This is a genomic window from Pseudomonas sp. R28(2017) (assembly GCF_002112505.1).
Lineage (GTDB): Bacteria > Pseudomonadota > Gammaproteobacteria > Pseudomonadales > Pseudomonadaceae > Aquipseudomonas.
On the sequence record NZ_NEHW01000013.1, the window covers coordinates 59,568 to 74,166 of the forward strand.

Consider the following 14,599-nt stretch of genomic DNA (forward strand, 5'->3'; position numbering starts at 1 on the left):
GATGGCCATGGCCGGCCCACCCCTGTAAGGCTCAATCAGGGTGCGGCGTTGTGTCGCTGCGGGCAAAAGCCGACATTGTACATGGCCGGGGCCGGCAATTCATGACAAACCCGACAGTTTGGCGTCGACTTCTTCGCGGGCAAGCCCGCTCACACAGGGCCGCGAAGAAGTCGACGCGGTCAGTCTGTGACCAGCTTGGCCTGCCCAAGGTTCGCCAGGCGGATGCTGTCCTGCGCCTGCTGGATCTCGCCCTGGCTGCTGAACGGCCCCAGGCGGACGCGGTGCAGGGTTTGCTGGTTACGCACGATCGAGCTGATGAACACCGGCGCGCTGACCATGGTGCTCAGCTTGGAGCGCAGCAGTTCGGCAGCATCCGGGTTGGCGAAGGCGCCCACCTGAAGCACGTTGCCGGCGCCGTTGGCTGCCACGCTGTTGCCGCCCACCTGCACCGGCACTACCGGCGCCGCGTGCTGCTGCGGCGGCGGGGTCCACTGCTCGACCCGCCCGGTGCTGGCCGGGATCGCCTGGGTCTGGGCAACCTGTGGCTCCTTGAGCATCAGTGGCGGCTGCTGGCCCTTCTGCGCCCACCATTGCTGCGGGTCGATGCCCTCGACGCGCACGTGCGCAGTACCGATCTCGGCATAGCCGAGCTTCTTCGCCGCGGCATAGGACAGGTCGATGATGCGGTCGGAATAGAACGGCCCACGGTCATTGACCCGCAGGATCACACTGCGGCCGTTGGCCAGGTTGGTCACCTTGACGTAGGCCGGCAGCGGCAGGGTCTTGTGCGCCGCGCTCATGCCGTACAGGTCGTAAAGCTCGCCGTTGGCGGTGTTCTGGCCATGGAACTTGGTGCCGTACCACGACGCGGTGCCCTCGGCACGGTAGTTGCGCGCGTCCTGCATCGGGTAGTAGGTCTTGCCCAGCACGGTGTACGGGTTGGCCTTGTAGGCACCGGTGTGCACGGTCGGCGTGGCGTCGGGGATCTTGTTGACGTCCACATCCCACCACGGCGCGCCGTCCTTGTGGGCACGGTTGATGTCCAGGCCAGGCTGCGAACGGACCACGTTGCCACTGCCCTGGGAGGTCGGGCGGCTGGAGGAACAGCTGACCAGCAGCATGCCGACGGTCATGCAGGTCAGCAGCTTGAAGGTATTGGCAGAGAAGATTGCGCGCATTACTTGACGCCCCGTACTTGGACCAGCTGTTGCGCAAGCTGATGCACCGCCATGGCATACATCACGCTGCGGTTGTAGCGAGTGATCGCGTAGAAGTTCTTCAGGCCCATCCAGTACTCGGGGCCGTTGTCGCCCTCCAGGCGGAAGGCGGTGACCGGCAGATCATCGCGCAACGCATCATGGCTCGACCAGCCAAGCGCCCGCAACTCCCCGACCGTTTTCACCGGTTCAATGCCGGTGGTCAGGCCCTGGTCGGCCTGCGGACCGGCAACCTGGGCGCGGCTGACCACGCCTTCGCCGGCCACCCAGCCATGGCGCTTGAAGTAGCTGGCCACGCTGCCGATGGCATCGTCGGGGTTGTTCCAGATGTTGATGTGGCCGTCGCCGTCAAAGTCCACCGCGTAGTTGCGAAAGCTGCTCGGCATGAACTGCGGCAGGCCCATGGCACCGGCATAAGAACCCTTGAGGGTGAGCGGATCGACCTGCTCGTCACGGGCCAGCAGCAGGAACTCACGCAGCTCCTTGCGGAAGAATTCCGCGCGCGGCGGGTAATCGAAGGCCAGGGTCGACAACGCATCGATCACCCGGTAGTTGCCGGTGTTGCGGCCAAAGAAGGTTTCCACCCCGATGATCGCGACGATGTACTGCGCCGGCACGCCATAGGCCTGCTCGGCACGGGCCAGCACTGCCTCGTGCTGGCGCCAGAAGTCCACGCCACGGGCGATGCGCGCGTCGGTGATGAACATCGGCCGGTATTCCTTCCACGGCTTGACCCGTTCGGCCGGGCGCGAGATGGCGTCGAGGATCGACTGCTTGCGCTGCACCTCGCGGAATACACCGTTCAATTGCTCGGGGGCAAACCCATAGTCGCGGCTCATCTGGAGGACGAACTCGGTCACTGGCGGCGAGCCGTCGTAATCGCCGGCATGGGCCAGCTGTACAGCGCCGAACAGGCCCACCGCGCCGATCCACGGCGCACAACGGGCAGCCCAGTTACGCACTGCTTGCATGAAATTCTTCACCTTATTCAAACCTGTGCAATCCATTTGCGGTGCGTATGGATCGACATCAGAACGCCAAACGCTGACAACAGCGTCACCAACGATGTTCCGCCATAGCTGATGAAGGGCAGCGGCACGCCCACCACGGGCAGAAGGCCGCTGACCATACCGATATTGACGAACACGTACACAAAGAAAGTCATGGTCAGGCTGCCTGCCAGCAGCTTGCCGAACAGGGTCTGCGCCTGCGCGGTGATCATCAGCCCGCGGCCGATCAGCAGCAGGTAGACGATCAGCAGCAGGCAGATGCCGACCAGGCCGAACTCTTCGCCAAGCACCGCGATGATGAAGTCGGTGTGGCTTTCCGGCAAAAAGTCCAGGTGCGACTGGGTACCCAGCAGCCAGCCCTTGCCGAACACGCCGCCGGAACCAATCGCCGCCTTCGACTGGATGATGTTCCAGCCGGTCCCCAGCGGGTCGCTCTCCGGGTCGAGGAAGGTCAGTACGCGCTGCTTCTGGTAGTCGTGCATCACGAAGAACCACATCGCCACCGCTACGGGCACCGCCGCTGCCAGCACGCTGAGAATCCAGCGCCAGCGCAGGCCACCCATGAACAGCACGAATGCGCCAGAGGCGAGAATCAGCAGCGCCGTGCCCAGGTCAGGTTGGCGGACGATAAGAATGAACGGCACGCCGATCAACACCAGGCTTATTGCCACGTGTTTCAGGTGCGGCGGCAAGGTGCGCTTGGAGAGGTACCAGGCGATGGTCGCCGGCATGATGATCTTGAGGAATTCCGAAGGCTGGAAGCGGATCACCCCGGGGATGTTGATCCAGCGCGTGGCGCCCATGGCGTTGTGCCCCATGACATCGACCACCACCAGCAGGAATACCCCCACCAGATACGCCAGCGGCACCCAGCGCGCCATGAAGCGCGGCTCCAGCTGGGCGATGACGAACATCGAGACCAGGCCGATGCCGAACGAGGTGGCCTGCTTGAGCAGCAGGTCCCAGTTCTTGCCACTGGCCGAATAGAGCACGAACAGGCTGCCGGCCGCGAGGGTCAGCAGGATGATCAGCAAGGGGCCGTCGATGTGGATGCGCTGCAGGAAGCTGGCGCGTCGACGCATCACGTCCTCGCTGGAGAGCATGCGATCGAAATTGTTCTTCACGGGGCCGTTTCCTGGGCGACGGTAGTAGGCGCGAATTCAGTCTTGAGCCGGCCGTTCTCGTCGAGCAGCCAGGCGTCCATGATCTGCCGCACGACGGGCGCAGCAACGCCGGAGCCGGACTCACCGTTCTCGACCATCACCGAGACCACGATCTTCGGATCGTCAGCCGGGGCGAAGGCGACGAACAGCGCGTGGTCGCGGTGGCGTTCCTGGAGTTTGTTGCGGTCGTACTTCTCGCCCTGCTTGATCGCCACCACCTGGGCGGTACCGCTCTTGCCGGCGATACGGTACTGGGCGCCGGCCGCAGCCTTGCGCGCAGTACCGCGGGCGTTGTGCATCACCTGCTCCATGCCGTGGGTGACCTTGGCCCAGTCGGACTTGTCGCGCAGGACGATGTCTTCCATCGGGTTGGGGTCCACCGGTGGCTGGCCTTCGATGGTCTTGGCCAGGTGCGGGCGGTTCCACACCCCCTTGTTGGCGATCAGCGCGGTGGCCTGGGCCAGCTGCAGCGGCGTGGCCTGCATGTAACCCTGGCCGATACCGAGGATCAGGGTTTCACCCGGGAACCAGGCCTGCCGGCGGGTGGCGCGCTTCCACTCGCGCGACGGCATCAGCCCCGGGGACTCCTCGAACATGTCCAGGGCAACCTTTTGGCCGATGCCGAACTTGTTCATGTAGCTGGACAGCCGATCGATACCCATCTTGTGGGCCAGGTCGTAGAAGTAGGTGTCGTTGGAGCGCATGATCGCGGTGTCCAGGTCGACCCAGCCGTCACCGGTGCGGTTCCAGTTACGGTACTTGTGATCGTAATTGGGCAACTGGTAGTAGCCCGGGTCGAATACCCGGCTGCTGGCGTTGACCACCCCGCTGTCCAGGCCGGCAATGGCCACCGCCGGCTTGATGGTCGAGCCCGGCGGATACAGGCCGCGCAGTACGCGGTTGAACAGTGGCCGGTCGATCGAGTCGCGCAGCTCGGCATAGGCCTTGAAGCTGATGCCGGTGACGAACAGGTTGGGGTCGAAGCTGGGCTGGCTGACCATCGCCAGCACCTCGCCGGTGCGCGGGTCGAGCGCCACCACCGCACCACGCCGGCCACCCAGGGCGGCCTCGGCGGCTTCCTGCAGCTTGATGTCGAGGCTCAGCACGATGTCCTTGCCCGGCTTCGGGTCGGTGCGCTTGAGCACCCGCAGCACACGGCCGCGGGCGTTGGTCTCGACTTCCTCGTAACCGACCTGGCCGTGCAGTTCGGGCTCGTAGAAGCGCTCGATGCCGGTCTTGCCGATATGGTGGGTGCCGCTGTAGTTGACCGGGTCGAGGGTCTTCAGTTCTTTCTCGTTGATCCGCCCGACATAACCGACCGAATGGGCAAAATGCGGGCCCTGCGGGTAGTGGCGTACCAGCTGGGCGACCACTTCCACACCGGGCAGGCGGAACTGGTTGACCGCCACGCGGGCGATCTGCTCTTCATTCAGCTCGAACAGGATCGGCACCGGCTCGAACGGCCGGCGCCCCTGTTTCATGCGCTTCTCGAACAGCGCCCGGTCATCGGCTGTCAGCTCCAGCACTTCGACGATGGTATCCAGCACTTCCTGCCAGTTACCCGCACGCTCGCGGGTCATCGACAGGCTGAAGCTGGGCCGGTTATCGGCAATGATCACCCCGTTGCGGTCGAAAATCAGGCCACGTGTCGGCGGAATCGGCTGCACGTGCACCCGGTTGTTCTCCGACAGCGTCGAGTGATAGTCGTACTGGATGATCTGCAGGTAATACAGCCGCGCAATCAATACGCAGATGAGCAGCATGACCGCGACCGCGCCGACGACGACGCGGTTACGCACCAGGCGGGCGTCTTTCTCGTGGTCCTTGAGACGAATCGGCTGCGACATCGGACTGCTTACAGGCTCATTTGTGGTAAGGGTGCCCGGACAATACCGTCCAGGCGCGGTAGATCTGCTCGCCGATGAGTATCCTTACCAACGGGTGCGGCAAGGTCAGCGGCGACAGCGACCAGCGTTGCTCGGCACGCGCGCAGACCTCAGGCGCCAGCCCTTCCGGGCCGCCCACCATCAAATTCACCGTGCGCGAGTCCAGGCGCCAGCGGTCCAGCTCGGTCGCCAGCTGCTCGGTACTCCAGGGCTTGCCATGGACCTCGAGGGTGACGATGCGTTCCCCAGGCTGAACCTTGCTCAGCATGGCTTCGCCCTCCTGACGGATCAGGCGGGCGACGTCGGCATTCTTGCCACGGGTGTTCAGCGGGATTTCCACCAGCTCGAGCGACAGCTCCTGGGGCAGGCGCTTGGCATATTCATGCCAGCCTTCCTCGACCCACTTGGGCATGCGCGAGCCGACCGCGATCAGGCGAAGACGCACGACGCTTCCTTATTCCCGGTCTTTGAGCTTGTCGGTGAAGTAGTCGCTGGCGTTTTCCGGGCTGTGGTGCTTGGCATCGGCGGCACGGCTCTGCTCGGCGCCCAGCCACAGGCGCTCCAGGTCGTAGAACTGGCGGGCAGCGGCGGTCATCATGTGAACGATGACGTCGTTCAGGTCCAGCAGTACCCAGTCGCTGTCGCCCTTGCCTTCTTCACCCAGGGGCTGCGCGCCCTCTTTCTTGACCGCTTCACGGACCTTTTCCAGCATCGCGTTGATCTGGCGGTTGGAAGTACCGGTGGCAATGATCATGTAGTCGGTCAGGCTGTGCTTTTCGCGCACGTCGATGACCTGGATGTCCTGGGCCTTGACGTCTTCCAGGGCGCTGATGGTCAGTTTGACCAGTGCTTCGCCATTGATTTTCTGCTTGCTCATAAAAAACTCTTCAACTCGTTTGGATGAGGCGCCCTGGGGCACCGTCAGTTAGGGGCACGATACAGTTCGTGCGCCTCGATGTAGGCCAGTACGGCGTCCGGCACCAGGAACCTCACCGACCTGCCGCTGGCCAGCAGCTGTCGGATCTGTGTAGCCGACACCGCAAGCGGCGTCTGCCAGACGAACGAAATATTCCCCGCCGGGCCGGACATGGCGGTGGGATCGCTCTCCGAGCGCGCAGCCAGCAGGTTGCGCAGCTCGTCAGGGGGTTCAACGTCGGCATCCGGGCGTTGCAGCACCAGGATGTGACAGTGTTGCAGCAGTTCTTCCCAGCGGTGCCAGGTAGGCAGGCCGCAGAAGGCGTCCCAGCCCAGCACCAGGTACAGCTGGTCGGCGGCGCCCAGTTCGGCGCGAATCGACTCCAGCGTGTCGATGGTGTACGACGGCTTGTCACGTTCAAGCTCGCGGGCATCGACGCTCAGGCAGGCGACGCCCTGTACCGCTTCGCGAACCATGGCCAGCCGGTCCTGCGCTGCCACCTGCGGGGTATCGCGGTGTGGCGGGCGGGCATTGGGCAACAGGCGCAGCTCATCGAGCGCCATGAACTCGGCCACTTCCAGCGCGCTGCGCAGGTGACCGATGTGCACGGGGTCGAAGGTGCCGCCAAGAATGCCGATGCGCCGGACTGCCTGGGCCTTGCTCAACTCAGCAGGACTCCTGGCCGCGCAGCTGGCCGTCACCGACTACCACGTACTTCTCGCAGGTCAGGCCTTCCAGGCCGACAGGGCCGCGGGCGTGCAGCTTGTCGGTGGAAATGCCGATTTCCGCGCCCAGGCCATATTCGAAGCCATCGGCGAAGCAGGTCGGGGTGTTGAGCATCACCGACGCCGAATCGACCTCGGCCATGAACTGGCGGGCCTGGCCCTGGTGTTCGGTGATGATCGAATCGGTGTGGTGGGAGCCGTACTGGTTGATGTGCTCGATGGCCTGGTCCAGGCCGTCGACGACGCGGATCGACAGGATCGCGTCGAGGTACTCGGTGTGCCAGTCGTCTTCGGTGGCCGGCGTGGCCTCGATCAACGCGCGGGTACGCTCGCAGCCACGCAGTTCGACGCCCTTTTCCTGGAAGCGGCGGGCCATTTCCGGCAGGAAGCCTTCAGCCACGCGCTGGTCGACCAGCAGGGTTTCCATCGCGCCGCAGATGCCGTAGCGGTAGGTCTTGGCGTTGAACGCCACGCGCCAGGCCTTGTCCAGGTCGGCGTGCTCGGCCACGTAGACGTGGCAGATGCCGTCCAGGTGCTTGATGACCGGCACGCGGGCATCACGGCTGATACGCTCGATCAGGCCACGGCCGCCGCGCGGCACGATGACGTCGACGAACTCGGGCATGCTGATCAGTGCACCAACGGCTTCGCGGTCGGTGGTCTCGACCACCTGCACCACGGCAGCCGGCAGCCCCGCCGCCGCCAGGCCACGCTGGATGCAGAGGGCGATGGCGCGGTTGGAGTGGATGGCCTCGGAGCCGCCGCGCAGGATGGTGGCGTTGCCCGACTTCAGGCACAGGCTGGCGGCATCGATGGTCACATTCGGGCGCGACTCGTAAATGATCCCGATCACCCCCAGCGGCACGCGCATCTTGCCGACCTGAATGCCCGACGGGCGGTAGCTCATGTCGCGGATGGCGCCGACCGGGTCTGGCAGGCTGGCCACCTGGCGCAGGCCGGTGATCATGCCGTCGATGCGCGCCGGGGTCAGCGCCAGGCGGTCGAGCAGTGCAGGCTCAAGGCCATTGGCACGGCCGGCGGCCAGGTCCTGTTCGTTGGCTGCGGCAAGCTCGGCGCGCGCAGCATCCAGCGCATCGGCGGCGGCCTGCAGGGCGCGGTTCTTCTGCGCGGTGCTGGCACGTGCGATGACGCGGGAAGCCTGGCGTGCGGCGCGACCCAGGCGGGTCATGTAGTCAAGAACGGACTCAGTCATGGGTTCGGTGTCTTGGCGAAGGGGAAATCGGCTGATTATAACTGTCGCGCAGGTATACGCCCAGCGGCGGGTGGCGGATGGTAGAAAATGGCTCGGCAGATTCCATAGGAAAGATGTAACCGCGCTTATCGAACTGTCCTGGTTCAGCCTCGATTAAGCCATTCATTGCTATCATCCCCGCCTTTATAGCCACGAACCGCCAGCATGCCAGACTCAGCCCCCTGCCCTGCACGCGCCCTCCCCGACAGTTTCTTCGACCGCGACGCCCAGACCTTGGCCAAGGCATTGCTGGGCAAGGTGATCCGTCATCGCCACGGCGACCTGTGGCTGGCGGCCCGGATCATCGAGACCGAGGCTTACTACCTGACCGACAAGGGCAGCCATGCGTCGCTAGGCTACACCGAGAAGCGCAAGGCGCTGTTCCTCGATGGCGGGCACATCTACATGTATTACGCACGCGGCGGCGATTCGCTCAATTTCAGCGCCAAGGGCCCTGGTAACGCGGTATTGATCAAGTCCGCCTACCCTTGGGTTGATGCCATCTCCGACGCCAACAGCCTGGCGCAGATGCAACTGAACAACCCCGATGCCAGCGGCAACCTGCGCCCAGCCGAACGCCTGTGTGCCGGGCAGACCCTGCTGTGCAAGGCAATGGGCCTGAAAGTGCCGCACTGGGACGCACAACGCTTCGACCCGGAGCGCCTGTACGTCGAGGACTGCGGCATTGCCGTGCCACGGGTAATCCAGGCCGCACGCCTGGGCATCCCCCATGGCCGCGACGAGCACCTGCAATACCGCTTCGTCGATGCCGAATTCGCCCGCTTCTGCACTCGGAACCCGCTGCGCCGGGGCCAAGTCGAAGGGCAAGACTTTTTCATCCTCAAACAAGGAAGCTGAAACATGGGCCAATGGCTCGACAGCCTGACCGGCTGGCTCAGTGCCAACCCCCAATGGCTGGGTGTGGCGATTTTCCTGGTGGCCTGCGTGGAATGCCTGGCCATCGCCGGCATCATCGTGCCGGGCACCGTGCTGCTGTTCGCCGTCGCCGTGCTGGCGGGCAGTGGTGCCTTCAGCCTGGGGGAAACCCTGCTGCTGGGGTTCCTCGGTGGCCTGCTCGGTGACGCGCTGTCGTACACCATCGGCAAGTACTTCCACCAGAACATCCGCCGCCTGCCGTTGCTGCGTCACCACCCGGAGTGGATCGGCAGCGCCGAGGCCTACTTCCAGCGCTACGGCATTGCCAGCCTGCTGGTCGGCCGCTTCATCGGCCCGCTGCGGCCGATGCTGCCGATGGTCGCCGGGATGTTCGACATGCCCTTGCCACGCTTCATCGCGGTCAGCCTGGTGGCGGGAGCGGGCTGGTCGGTCGCCTACCTGCTGCCGGGCTGGGCTACCGGTGCAGCCATGCGCCTGCCGTTGCCGGAAGGCTTCTGGCTGGATGCCGGGATCATCGCCGGCACCCTGGCGGTGCTGATCGGCCTGAGCCTGAACAGCAGCCTGCGCGATCAGCGTCATGGCACCCGACTGATCGCAGGCCTCAGCTTCATCGCCTTGACGGCGGTGTTTCTTGGCTGGCCTTACCTGCACGAATTCGACCAAGGCGTGATGACCTTGGTGCAAGAGCACCGTAGCCGGGCCGTGGACGGGACCGTGGTACTGGTGACCCGCCTGGGCGACTTCAAGACCCAGTTCTTCCTGGGCGGTTTGCTCACCGGTTTGCTGTTGCTCGCCCGGCAGTGGCGCCATGCCCTGTTCGCGGGCGGCACGCTGATCGGCACGGCATTGGCCAACGGCTCGCTGAAATGGTTGTTTGCCCGGGCCAGGCCGGAAGTGCTGACCGACCCGCTGACCAGCTACAGCATGCCCAGCGGGCACAGTTCGGCGTCGTTCGCGTTCTTCCTGACCCTGGCAGTGCTGGCCGGGCGCGGCATGCCGCCGCGCATGCGCCTGACCTGGGTGATGCTGGGCTGCATTCCGGCGCTGGCGATTGCCTTGTCACGGGTGTATCTGGGGGCGCACTGGCCGACCGACATCATGGCCGGGGCCTTGCTCGCTTGTTGCGTGTGCGCACTCAGCCTGACGCTGGTGCAATATCGGCAGCCGCTGACGGCATTGCCGCAACGGGTGTGGTGGCTGGTGCTGCCGGCGTGCACCGCGCTGCTGGCGTTCTTTGCCATGCATGCGCTGCCTCACGCACTGCTGCGCTACCAATATTGAGGTCGCCTGTACCGGCCTCTTCGCGGGCACTGATGACAGAGATCAATCAGGCAAACAGCTCACCCTGAATCCGCTCCAGCAGCTTCTGGATCTCTTCCAGCCGCTGCGCCGGCGAGTCGATCGCCAGCAGGTCCAGCTTGTCCTCTTCCATGAACGGCAACAGATACGCCAACTGGTTGGCCAACGCCTGGCGCCCGTCGACATCCCGCGGCATGTCCAGCGCCTCGACCATCGGGTGCTCGCCCAGGGCCACCAGCAGCGCCAGCAAATCATCATCCTGGTCGGTCAATGGGCTGTCCGGCTGCTCCGCCAGCCAGTGCACCTCGCCTACCAGCAGCTGGTCTTTCTGCACGTCGGTCTGGCTCAACTCGAAGCGGCGCACACCCTCCACACGAATGCCCAGCAAGCCGTTGTCCTGCTGGACGAAGTCACGGATCACCGCCTCGCAGCCGATCGAAGCCACCACCGGCGGTGCCTTGCCGACCTGCTCGCCTTCGACGATGCACACCACGCCAAAGCCGGTACCCTGCTTCATGCAGCGCCCAATCATGTCCAGGTAGCGCGCCTCGAAGATCTGCAGATCCAGCAGGCAACCGGGAAACAACACGGTATTGAGGGGAAACAGCGGTAGCGTCATCACAACTCCTCAAGCCACCAGGCTGACCGCCAACGGCAGGAACACCGCCGTGGCCACCCCCATCAGGCTCATTGCCAGTGCGGCAAAGGCGCCGCACTCGTCACTTTCCTGCAAGGCCACCGAAGTGCCCACGGCATGTGCCGTGACCCCCAGCGACATGCCACGCGCCTCCGGGCTGTGCACACCCAGCCGGGTCAGCAGCGCCGGGCCGAAGATTGCCCCGATCACACCGGTAATCAGGACGAACACAGCCGCCAACGCCGCCACACCCCCAATCTGTTCGGCCACCAGCATGGCAATCGGCGAAGTCACCGATTTCGGTGCCATGGTCATCAGGATCATGTGTTCGGCTCCGAACCACCAGCCCAGCAGCAGGCAGCAGACCGTGGCGAACAGGCCTCCGACTACCAGCGTAGTAAATGTCGGCCAGAACAGCTGCCGGATACGCCGCAGGTTGAGGTAGAGCGGCACCGCCAGGGCCACGGTAGCGGGGCCGAGCAGGATGTTCATGATCTCGGTGCTCTTGCGGTATTCGGCGTAGCTGATACCGCAGGCCAGCAGTACGCCGATCACCAGCAGCATCGACACCAGTACCGGTTGCAGGAAGATCCAGCGCGTCTTTTCATAGGCGGCCAGCACGATCTGGTAGGCGCCCAAGGTGATACCGATGCCGAACAGGGGATGATGGATGACGGCGTCGAGCGCGCCTTGCCAGTCGAGGGTCATGGCTGCTCCTCACGCTTGCCGTGCTGGCGGTTGATCAGTTTCTGCATCAGCAAACCAACGAACACTAGGGTCACCAGGCAGGAAATCAGCAAGGCACCGGCAATCGCCCAGAAGTCTGCGGCAATGTCCTTGGCGTAGACCATCACCCCCACCGCAGGCGGCACCAGCAGCAGCGGCAGGCAACGCAGCAGGCTGCCGGCGGCCTCGTTCAGCGGCTTGCCGACCTCGCCACGGGCCATGAGGAAACACAGCAGCAGCAACAGGCCGATGATCGGGCCCGGCAGAATCGGCACGCACAAGTGATTGAGCGCCGTACCCAGCAGCTGAAACAGCACCAGCCAGGTCAAACCACGCAACAGCATAAGGATCTCCTTCAGGCATGCCGGCCATTATAAGCACGCGCGGCGTATAAGCCGATATTCGCCGAAAAGCGGGCATCTTGACTGAAACGGTTGGCCGTGCTGATCTTGCACTCTCGTACCAAATGACAACCTGGAGAGTCGCGATGCCCTATGTACCGGTAAACGAGCTTACGCAGTACGTTGGAAAGGAGCTGGGACGTTCCGACTGGCTGAAGATCGACCAGCAGCGCATCAACCTGTTCGCCGAAGCCACCGGCGATTTCCAGTTCATCCATGTGGACCCGGAAAAGGCGGCGACAACCCCATTCGGCACCACCATCGCTCACGGTTTCCTGACCTTGTCGCTGATTCCCAAGCTGATGGAAGACATCCTGGTAATGCCCGAAGGGCTGAAGATGGTGGTCAACTACGGGCTCGACAGCGTGCGATTCATTCAGCCGGTGAAGGTCAACAGCAAGGTGCGCTTGAAGGTGGACCTGGGCGAGGTGATCGAGAAGAAGCCTGGTCAGTGGCTGCTCAAAGCCACCGTTACCCTGGAGATCGAAGGCGAAGAGAAGCCGGCCTACATCGCCGAACCGCTTTCGCTCTGCTTCGTCTGACCCGGCCTCTTCGCGGGCAAGCCCGCTCCCACAATCAGCACAAGGCTCGAGCCTTTTACAGTACCTGTGGGAGCGGGCTTGCCCGCGAAGAATCCAACACCGATTTTCGATTGGATCACAGATACCTCCGCCCCCCATTCTGCGGCATACTCGGCAGACCTTTTGCCCGGATTCCGCCATGCGTCCACTGCTACCCCTCGCACTGATCCTGATGCTCGCTGCCTGTGGCGATGGTGAGTCGTTGTCGCCGCCCGACGCGCGCCTGCCCGATGGCGGTCGCTACCGGGGCCAGGTGGTCGATGGCCTGCTGCAGGGCGAGGGGCGCATCGATTACCCCAACGGCAGCTGGTACGCCGGCAACTTCAAGGACGGCCAGTGGCATGGCCTGGGCGAGTGGCACGGCAGCAATGGCGAGGTCTACCGCGGCCAGTTCGACAAGGGGCTGTTCCACGGCCTGGGCGACCTGACCACCCCCGGCAGCCACTATGCCGGCACGTTCAGCCATGGCCGGCGTGACGGCGAAGGCAGCCTCAAGCAGGCCGACCAGACCTACCGCGGCCAGTTCAAGGACGACCAGTACGAAGGTGCAGGCGAACTGGAGCTGGCCGATGGCAGCCGCTACCAGGGCTTGTTCGCCATGGGCAAGCCCAATGGCGCAGGCGTGCGCAGCGATGCCAGCGGCAACCAGTTCAGCGGCCGCTTCGTCGATGGCCAGTTGCAAGGCAGCGGCACCTACGACAGCGTCGATGGCGAGCAATACATCGGTGAATTCAAGGACAACCGCCTGGAAGGCCGCGGCCGCTACGAAAACGCCGACGGCGACGTGTGGATCGGCGACTTCAAGGACGGCTCGCTGATCGGCGAAGGCGAACTGCTCGGCAGCGACGGCAGCCACTACAAAGGCTCGTTCGCAGACTGGCGCCTGTCGGGCCAGGGCAGCCTGCAGCTGCCCGATGGCAGCCAATACGTCGGTGGCTTCGACAACGACGCCTACCAGGGCCACGGCAAGCTGACCCTGGCCAGCGGCCAGGTCGAAAGCGGCTTCTGGGTCAATGGCGTACGCGTACGTGACCAGAAAGGCAAGCTGCTGCCCGACCCGCTGGACCTGGCCCTGCTCAACCAGGGCCGCCTGCTCGACGAGGCCCTGGCCCGGGTACCGCGCTCGGCGCCACCCGTCCAGCTGTACAGCCTGGTCCTGGCCGGCGATGGCCAGCAAAGCGTGTTCCTGCGCGAAGCCGACTATGTCAGCAACATGCTCAAGGTGCGCTTCGGCGCCCGCGGGCAAGTCACCCTGGTCAACCACCGCGACCAGATGACCACCCGCCCCATGGCCACCCGCGAGAACCTCACCCGCGCTGCCCGCACCCTGGCCGAACGCAGCGGCCCGGAAGACCTGATCTTCATCTACCTGACCAGCCACGGCAGCCAGGACCACCAACTGGTGCTCGACCAGCCGCGCCTGCAACTGGCCGACCTGTCCGCCGACGAACTGGCCAGCGCCCTGGCCCCACTCAAGGACCGCGACAAGATCATTGTCATCTCCGCCTGCTATTCAGGTGGCTACATCGCCCCGCTCAAGGATGAGCGCACGCTGATCATGACCGCGGCACGTGCCGACCGGGTATCGTTCGGTTGCTCGGAAGAAGCCGACTTCACCTACTTCGGCGATGCCTTGTTCGCCGAGGCCCTGAACCAGACGGACGACCTGAAACAAGCGTTTGAACTGGCGCGTACCAGCGTTGCCGAAAGAGAACGAAGGGAAGGCTTCGAAGCCTCCGAACCACAATTCTGGGCACCGCCCGCAGTACTGGCACACTGGCAGCAACTGCGTAAGCACCAGGCCGAAGAAGCCCTGCGTAATGCGGCACAGGCCAAGGCGGAGGAACAGGCAAAAACGCCGGCCAGCCGCTAAGCTTGTGTGTAACAAG

At 64.3% G+C, this 14,599-nt stretch carries 15 protein-coding genes; 4 read left to right on the forward strand and 11 right to left on the reverse strand.

Annotation, left to right across the window (positions count from 1 at the left end; all coding sequences use genetic code 11):
* Nucleotides 1–179: 179 nt before the first annotated feature.
* The 8 genes from CAF78_RS21290 to CAF78_RS21325 are packed head-to-tail and all read right to left on the reverse strand — an operon-like array spanning nucleotide 180 to nucleotide 8,130.
* The gene (locus CAF78_RS21290) at nucleotides 180–1,178 is read right to left on the reverse strand and encodes a septal ring lytic transglycosylase RlpA family protein (RefSeq protein ID WP_085677135.1); all 999 of its coding nucleotides are present in this window, start codon (nucleotides 1,176–1,178) and stop codon (nucleotides 180–182) included.
* Entirely contained in the window at nucleotides 1,178–2,188 is a 1,011-nt protein-coding gene (gene mltB, locus CAF78_RS21295) for a lytic murein transglycosylase B (protein WP_085677246.1), read from the reverse strand. Before mltB ends, CAF78_RS21290 begins: the two co-directional genes overlap by 1 nt.
* Nucleotides 2,189–2,205: 17 nt before the next feature.
* Nucleotides 2,206–3,309, reverse strand: coding sequence for a rod shape-determining protein RodA (gene rodA, locus CAF78_RS21300; protein WP_177408561.1), 1,104 nt, complete (start codon nucleotides 3,307–3,309; stop codon nucleotides 2,206–2,208).
* A gap of 38 nt (nucleotides 3,310–3,347) precedes the next feature.
* Entirely contained in the window at nucleotides 3,348–5,237 is a 1,890-nt protein-coding gene (gene mrdA, locus CAF78_RS21305) for a penicillin-binding protein 2 (protein ID WP_085677133.1), read from the reverse strand.
* Nucleotides 5,238–5,253: 16 nt separating this feature from the next.
* Nucleotides 5,254–5,721, reverse strand: coding sequence for a 23S rRNA (pseudouridine(1915)-N(3))-methyltransferase RlmH (rlmH, locus tag CAF78_RS21310; RefSeq protein WP_008090421.1), 468 nt, complete (start codon nucleotides 5,719–5,721; stop codon nucleotides 5,254–5,256).
* Nucleotides 5,722–5,730: 9 nt separating this feature from the next.
* Entirely contained in the window at nucleotides 5,731–6,153 is a 423-nt protein-coding gene (rsfS, locus tag CAF78_RS21315; RefSeq protein WP_085677132.1) for a ribosome silencing factor, read from the reverse strand.
* Between the two features lie 44 nt (nucleotides 6,154–6,197).
* The gene (gene nadD, locus CAF78_RS21320) at nucleotides 6,198–6,857 is read right to left on the reverse strand and encodes a nicotinate-nucleotide adenylyltransferase (protein WP_085677131.1); all 660 of its coding nucleotides are present in this window, start codon (nucleotides 6,855–6,857) and stop codon (nucleotides 6,198–6,200) included.
* Between the two features lies 1 nt (nucleotide 6,858).
* Entirely contained in the window at nucleotides 6,859–8,130 is a 1,272-nt protein-coding gene (locus CAF78_RS21325; RefSeq protein WP_085677130.1) for a glutamate-5-semialdehyde dehydrogenase, read from the reverse strand.
* Nucleotides 8,131–8,334: 204 nt separating this feature from the next.
* Between CAF78_RS21325 and CAF78_RS21330 the strand changes: the two genes are divergently transcribed.
* Together CAF78_RS21330 and CAF78_RS21335 are read left to right on the forward strand one after the other, a co-directional pair.
* Entirely contained in the window at nucleotides 8,335–9,027 is a 693-nt protein-coding gene (locus CAF78_RS21330) for a DNA-3-methyladenine glycosylase (RefSeq protein ID WP_085677129.1), read from the forward strand.
* Between the two features lie 3 nt (nucleotides 9,028–9,030).
* Nucleotides 9,031–10,347 (forward strand): bifunctional DedA family/phosphatase PAP2 family protein, encoded by a 1,317-nt coding sequence (locus CAF78_RS21335; protein WP_085677128.1) that lies wholly within the window; start codon nucleotides 9,031–9,033, stop codon nucleotides 10,345–10,347.
* Between the two features lie 46 nt (nucleotides 10,348–10,393).
* Here the strand turns inward: CAF78_RS21335 and CAF78_RS21340 are convergent, their stop codons facing one another.
* From CAF78_RS21340 to CAF78_RS21350, 3 genes are read right to left on the reverse strand one after another with little or no spacing between them, the layout of a single operon-like run.
* On the reverse strand, nucleotides 10,394–10,984 hold the full coding sequence (locus CAF78_RS21340) for an LON peptidase substrate-binding domain-containing protein (RefSeq protein ID WP_085677127.1): 591 nt from the start codon (nucleotides 10,982–10,984) through the stop codon (nucleotides 10,394–10,396).
* A 9-nt stretch (nucleotides 10,985–10,993) separates the two neighbouring features.
* On the reverse strand, nucleotides 10,994–11,710 hold the full coding sequence (locus tag CAF78_RS21345) for an LrgB family protein (protein ID WP_085677126.1): 717 nt from the start codon (nucleotides 11,708–11,710) through the stop codon (nucleotides 10,994–10,996).
* Complete coding sequence (locus tag CAF78_RS21350) at nucleotides 11,707–12,072, reverse strand: CidA/LrgA family protein (RefSeq protein WP_085677125.1); 366 nt, start codon at nucleotides 12,070–12,072, stop codon at nucleotides 11,707–11,709. The genes CAF78_RS21345 and CAF78_RS21350 overlap by 4 nt, the downstream gene beginning before the upstream one ends.
* A 143-nt stretch (nucleotides 12,073–12,215) precedes the next feature.
* Between CAF78_RS21350 and CAF78_RS21355 the strand changes: the two genes are divergently transcribed.
* Together CAF78_RS21355 and CAF78_RS21360 are read left to right on the forward strand one after the other, a co-directional pair.
* Nucleotides 12,216–12,671, forward strand: coding sequence for a MaoC family dehydratase (locus CAF78_RS21355; RefSeq protein ID WP_085677124.1), 456 nt, complete (start codon nucleotides 12,216–12,218; stop codon nucleotides 12,669–12,671).
* Nucleotides 12,672–12,849: 178 nt separating this feature from the next.
* Complete coding sequence (locus CAF78_RS21360; RefSeq protein ID WP_085677123.1) at nucleotides 12,850–14,583, forward strand: C13 family peptidase; 1,734 nt, start codon at nucleotides 12,850–12,852, stop codon at nucleotides 14,581–14,583.
* The last annotated feature ends 16 nt before the right edge of the window (nucleotides 14,584–14,599 follow it).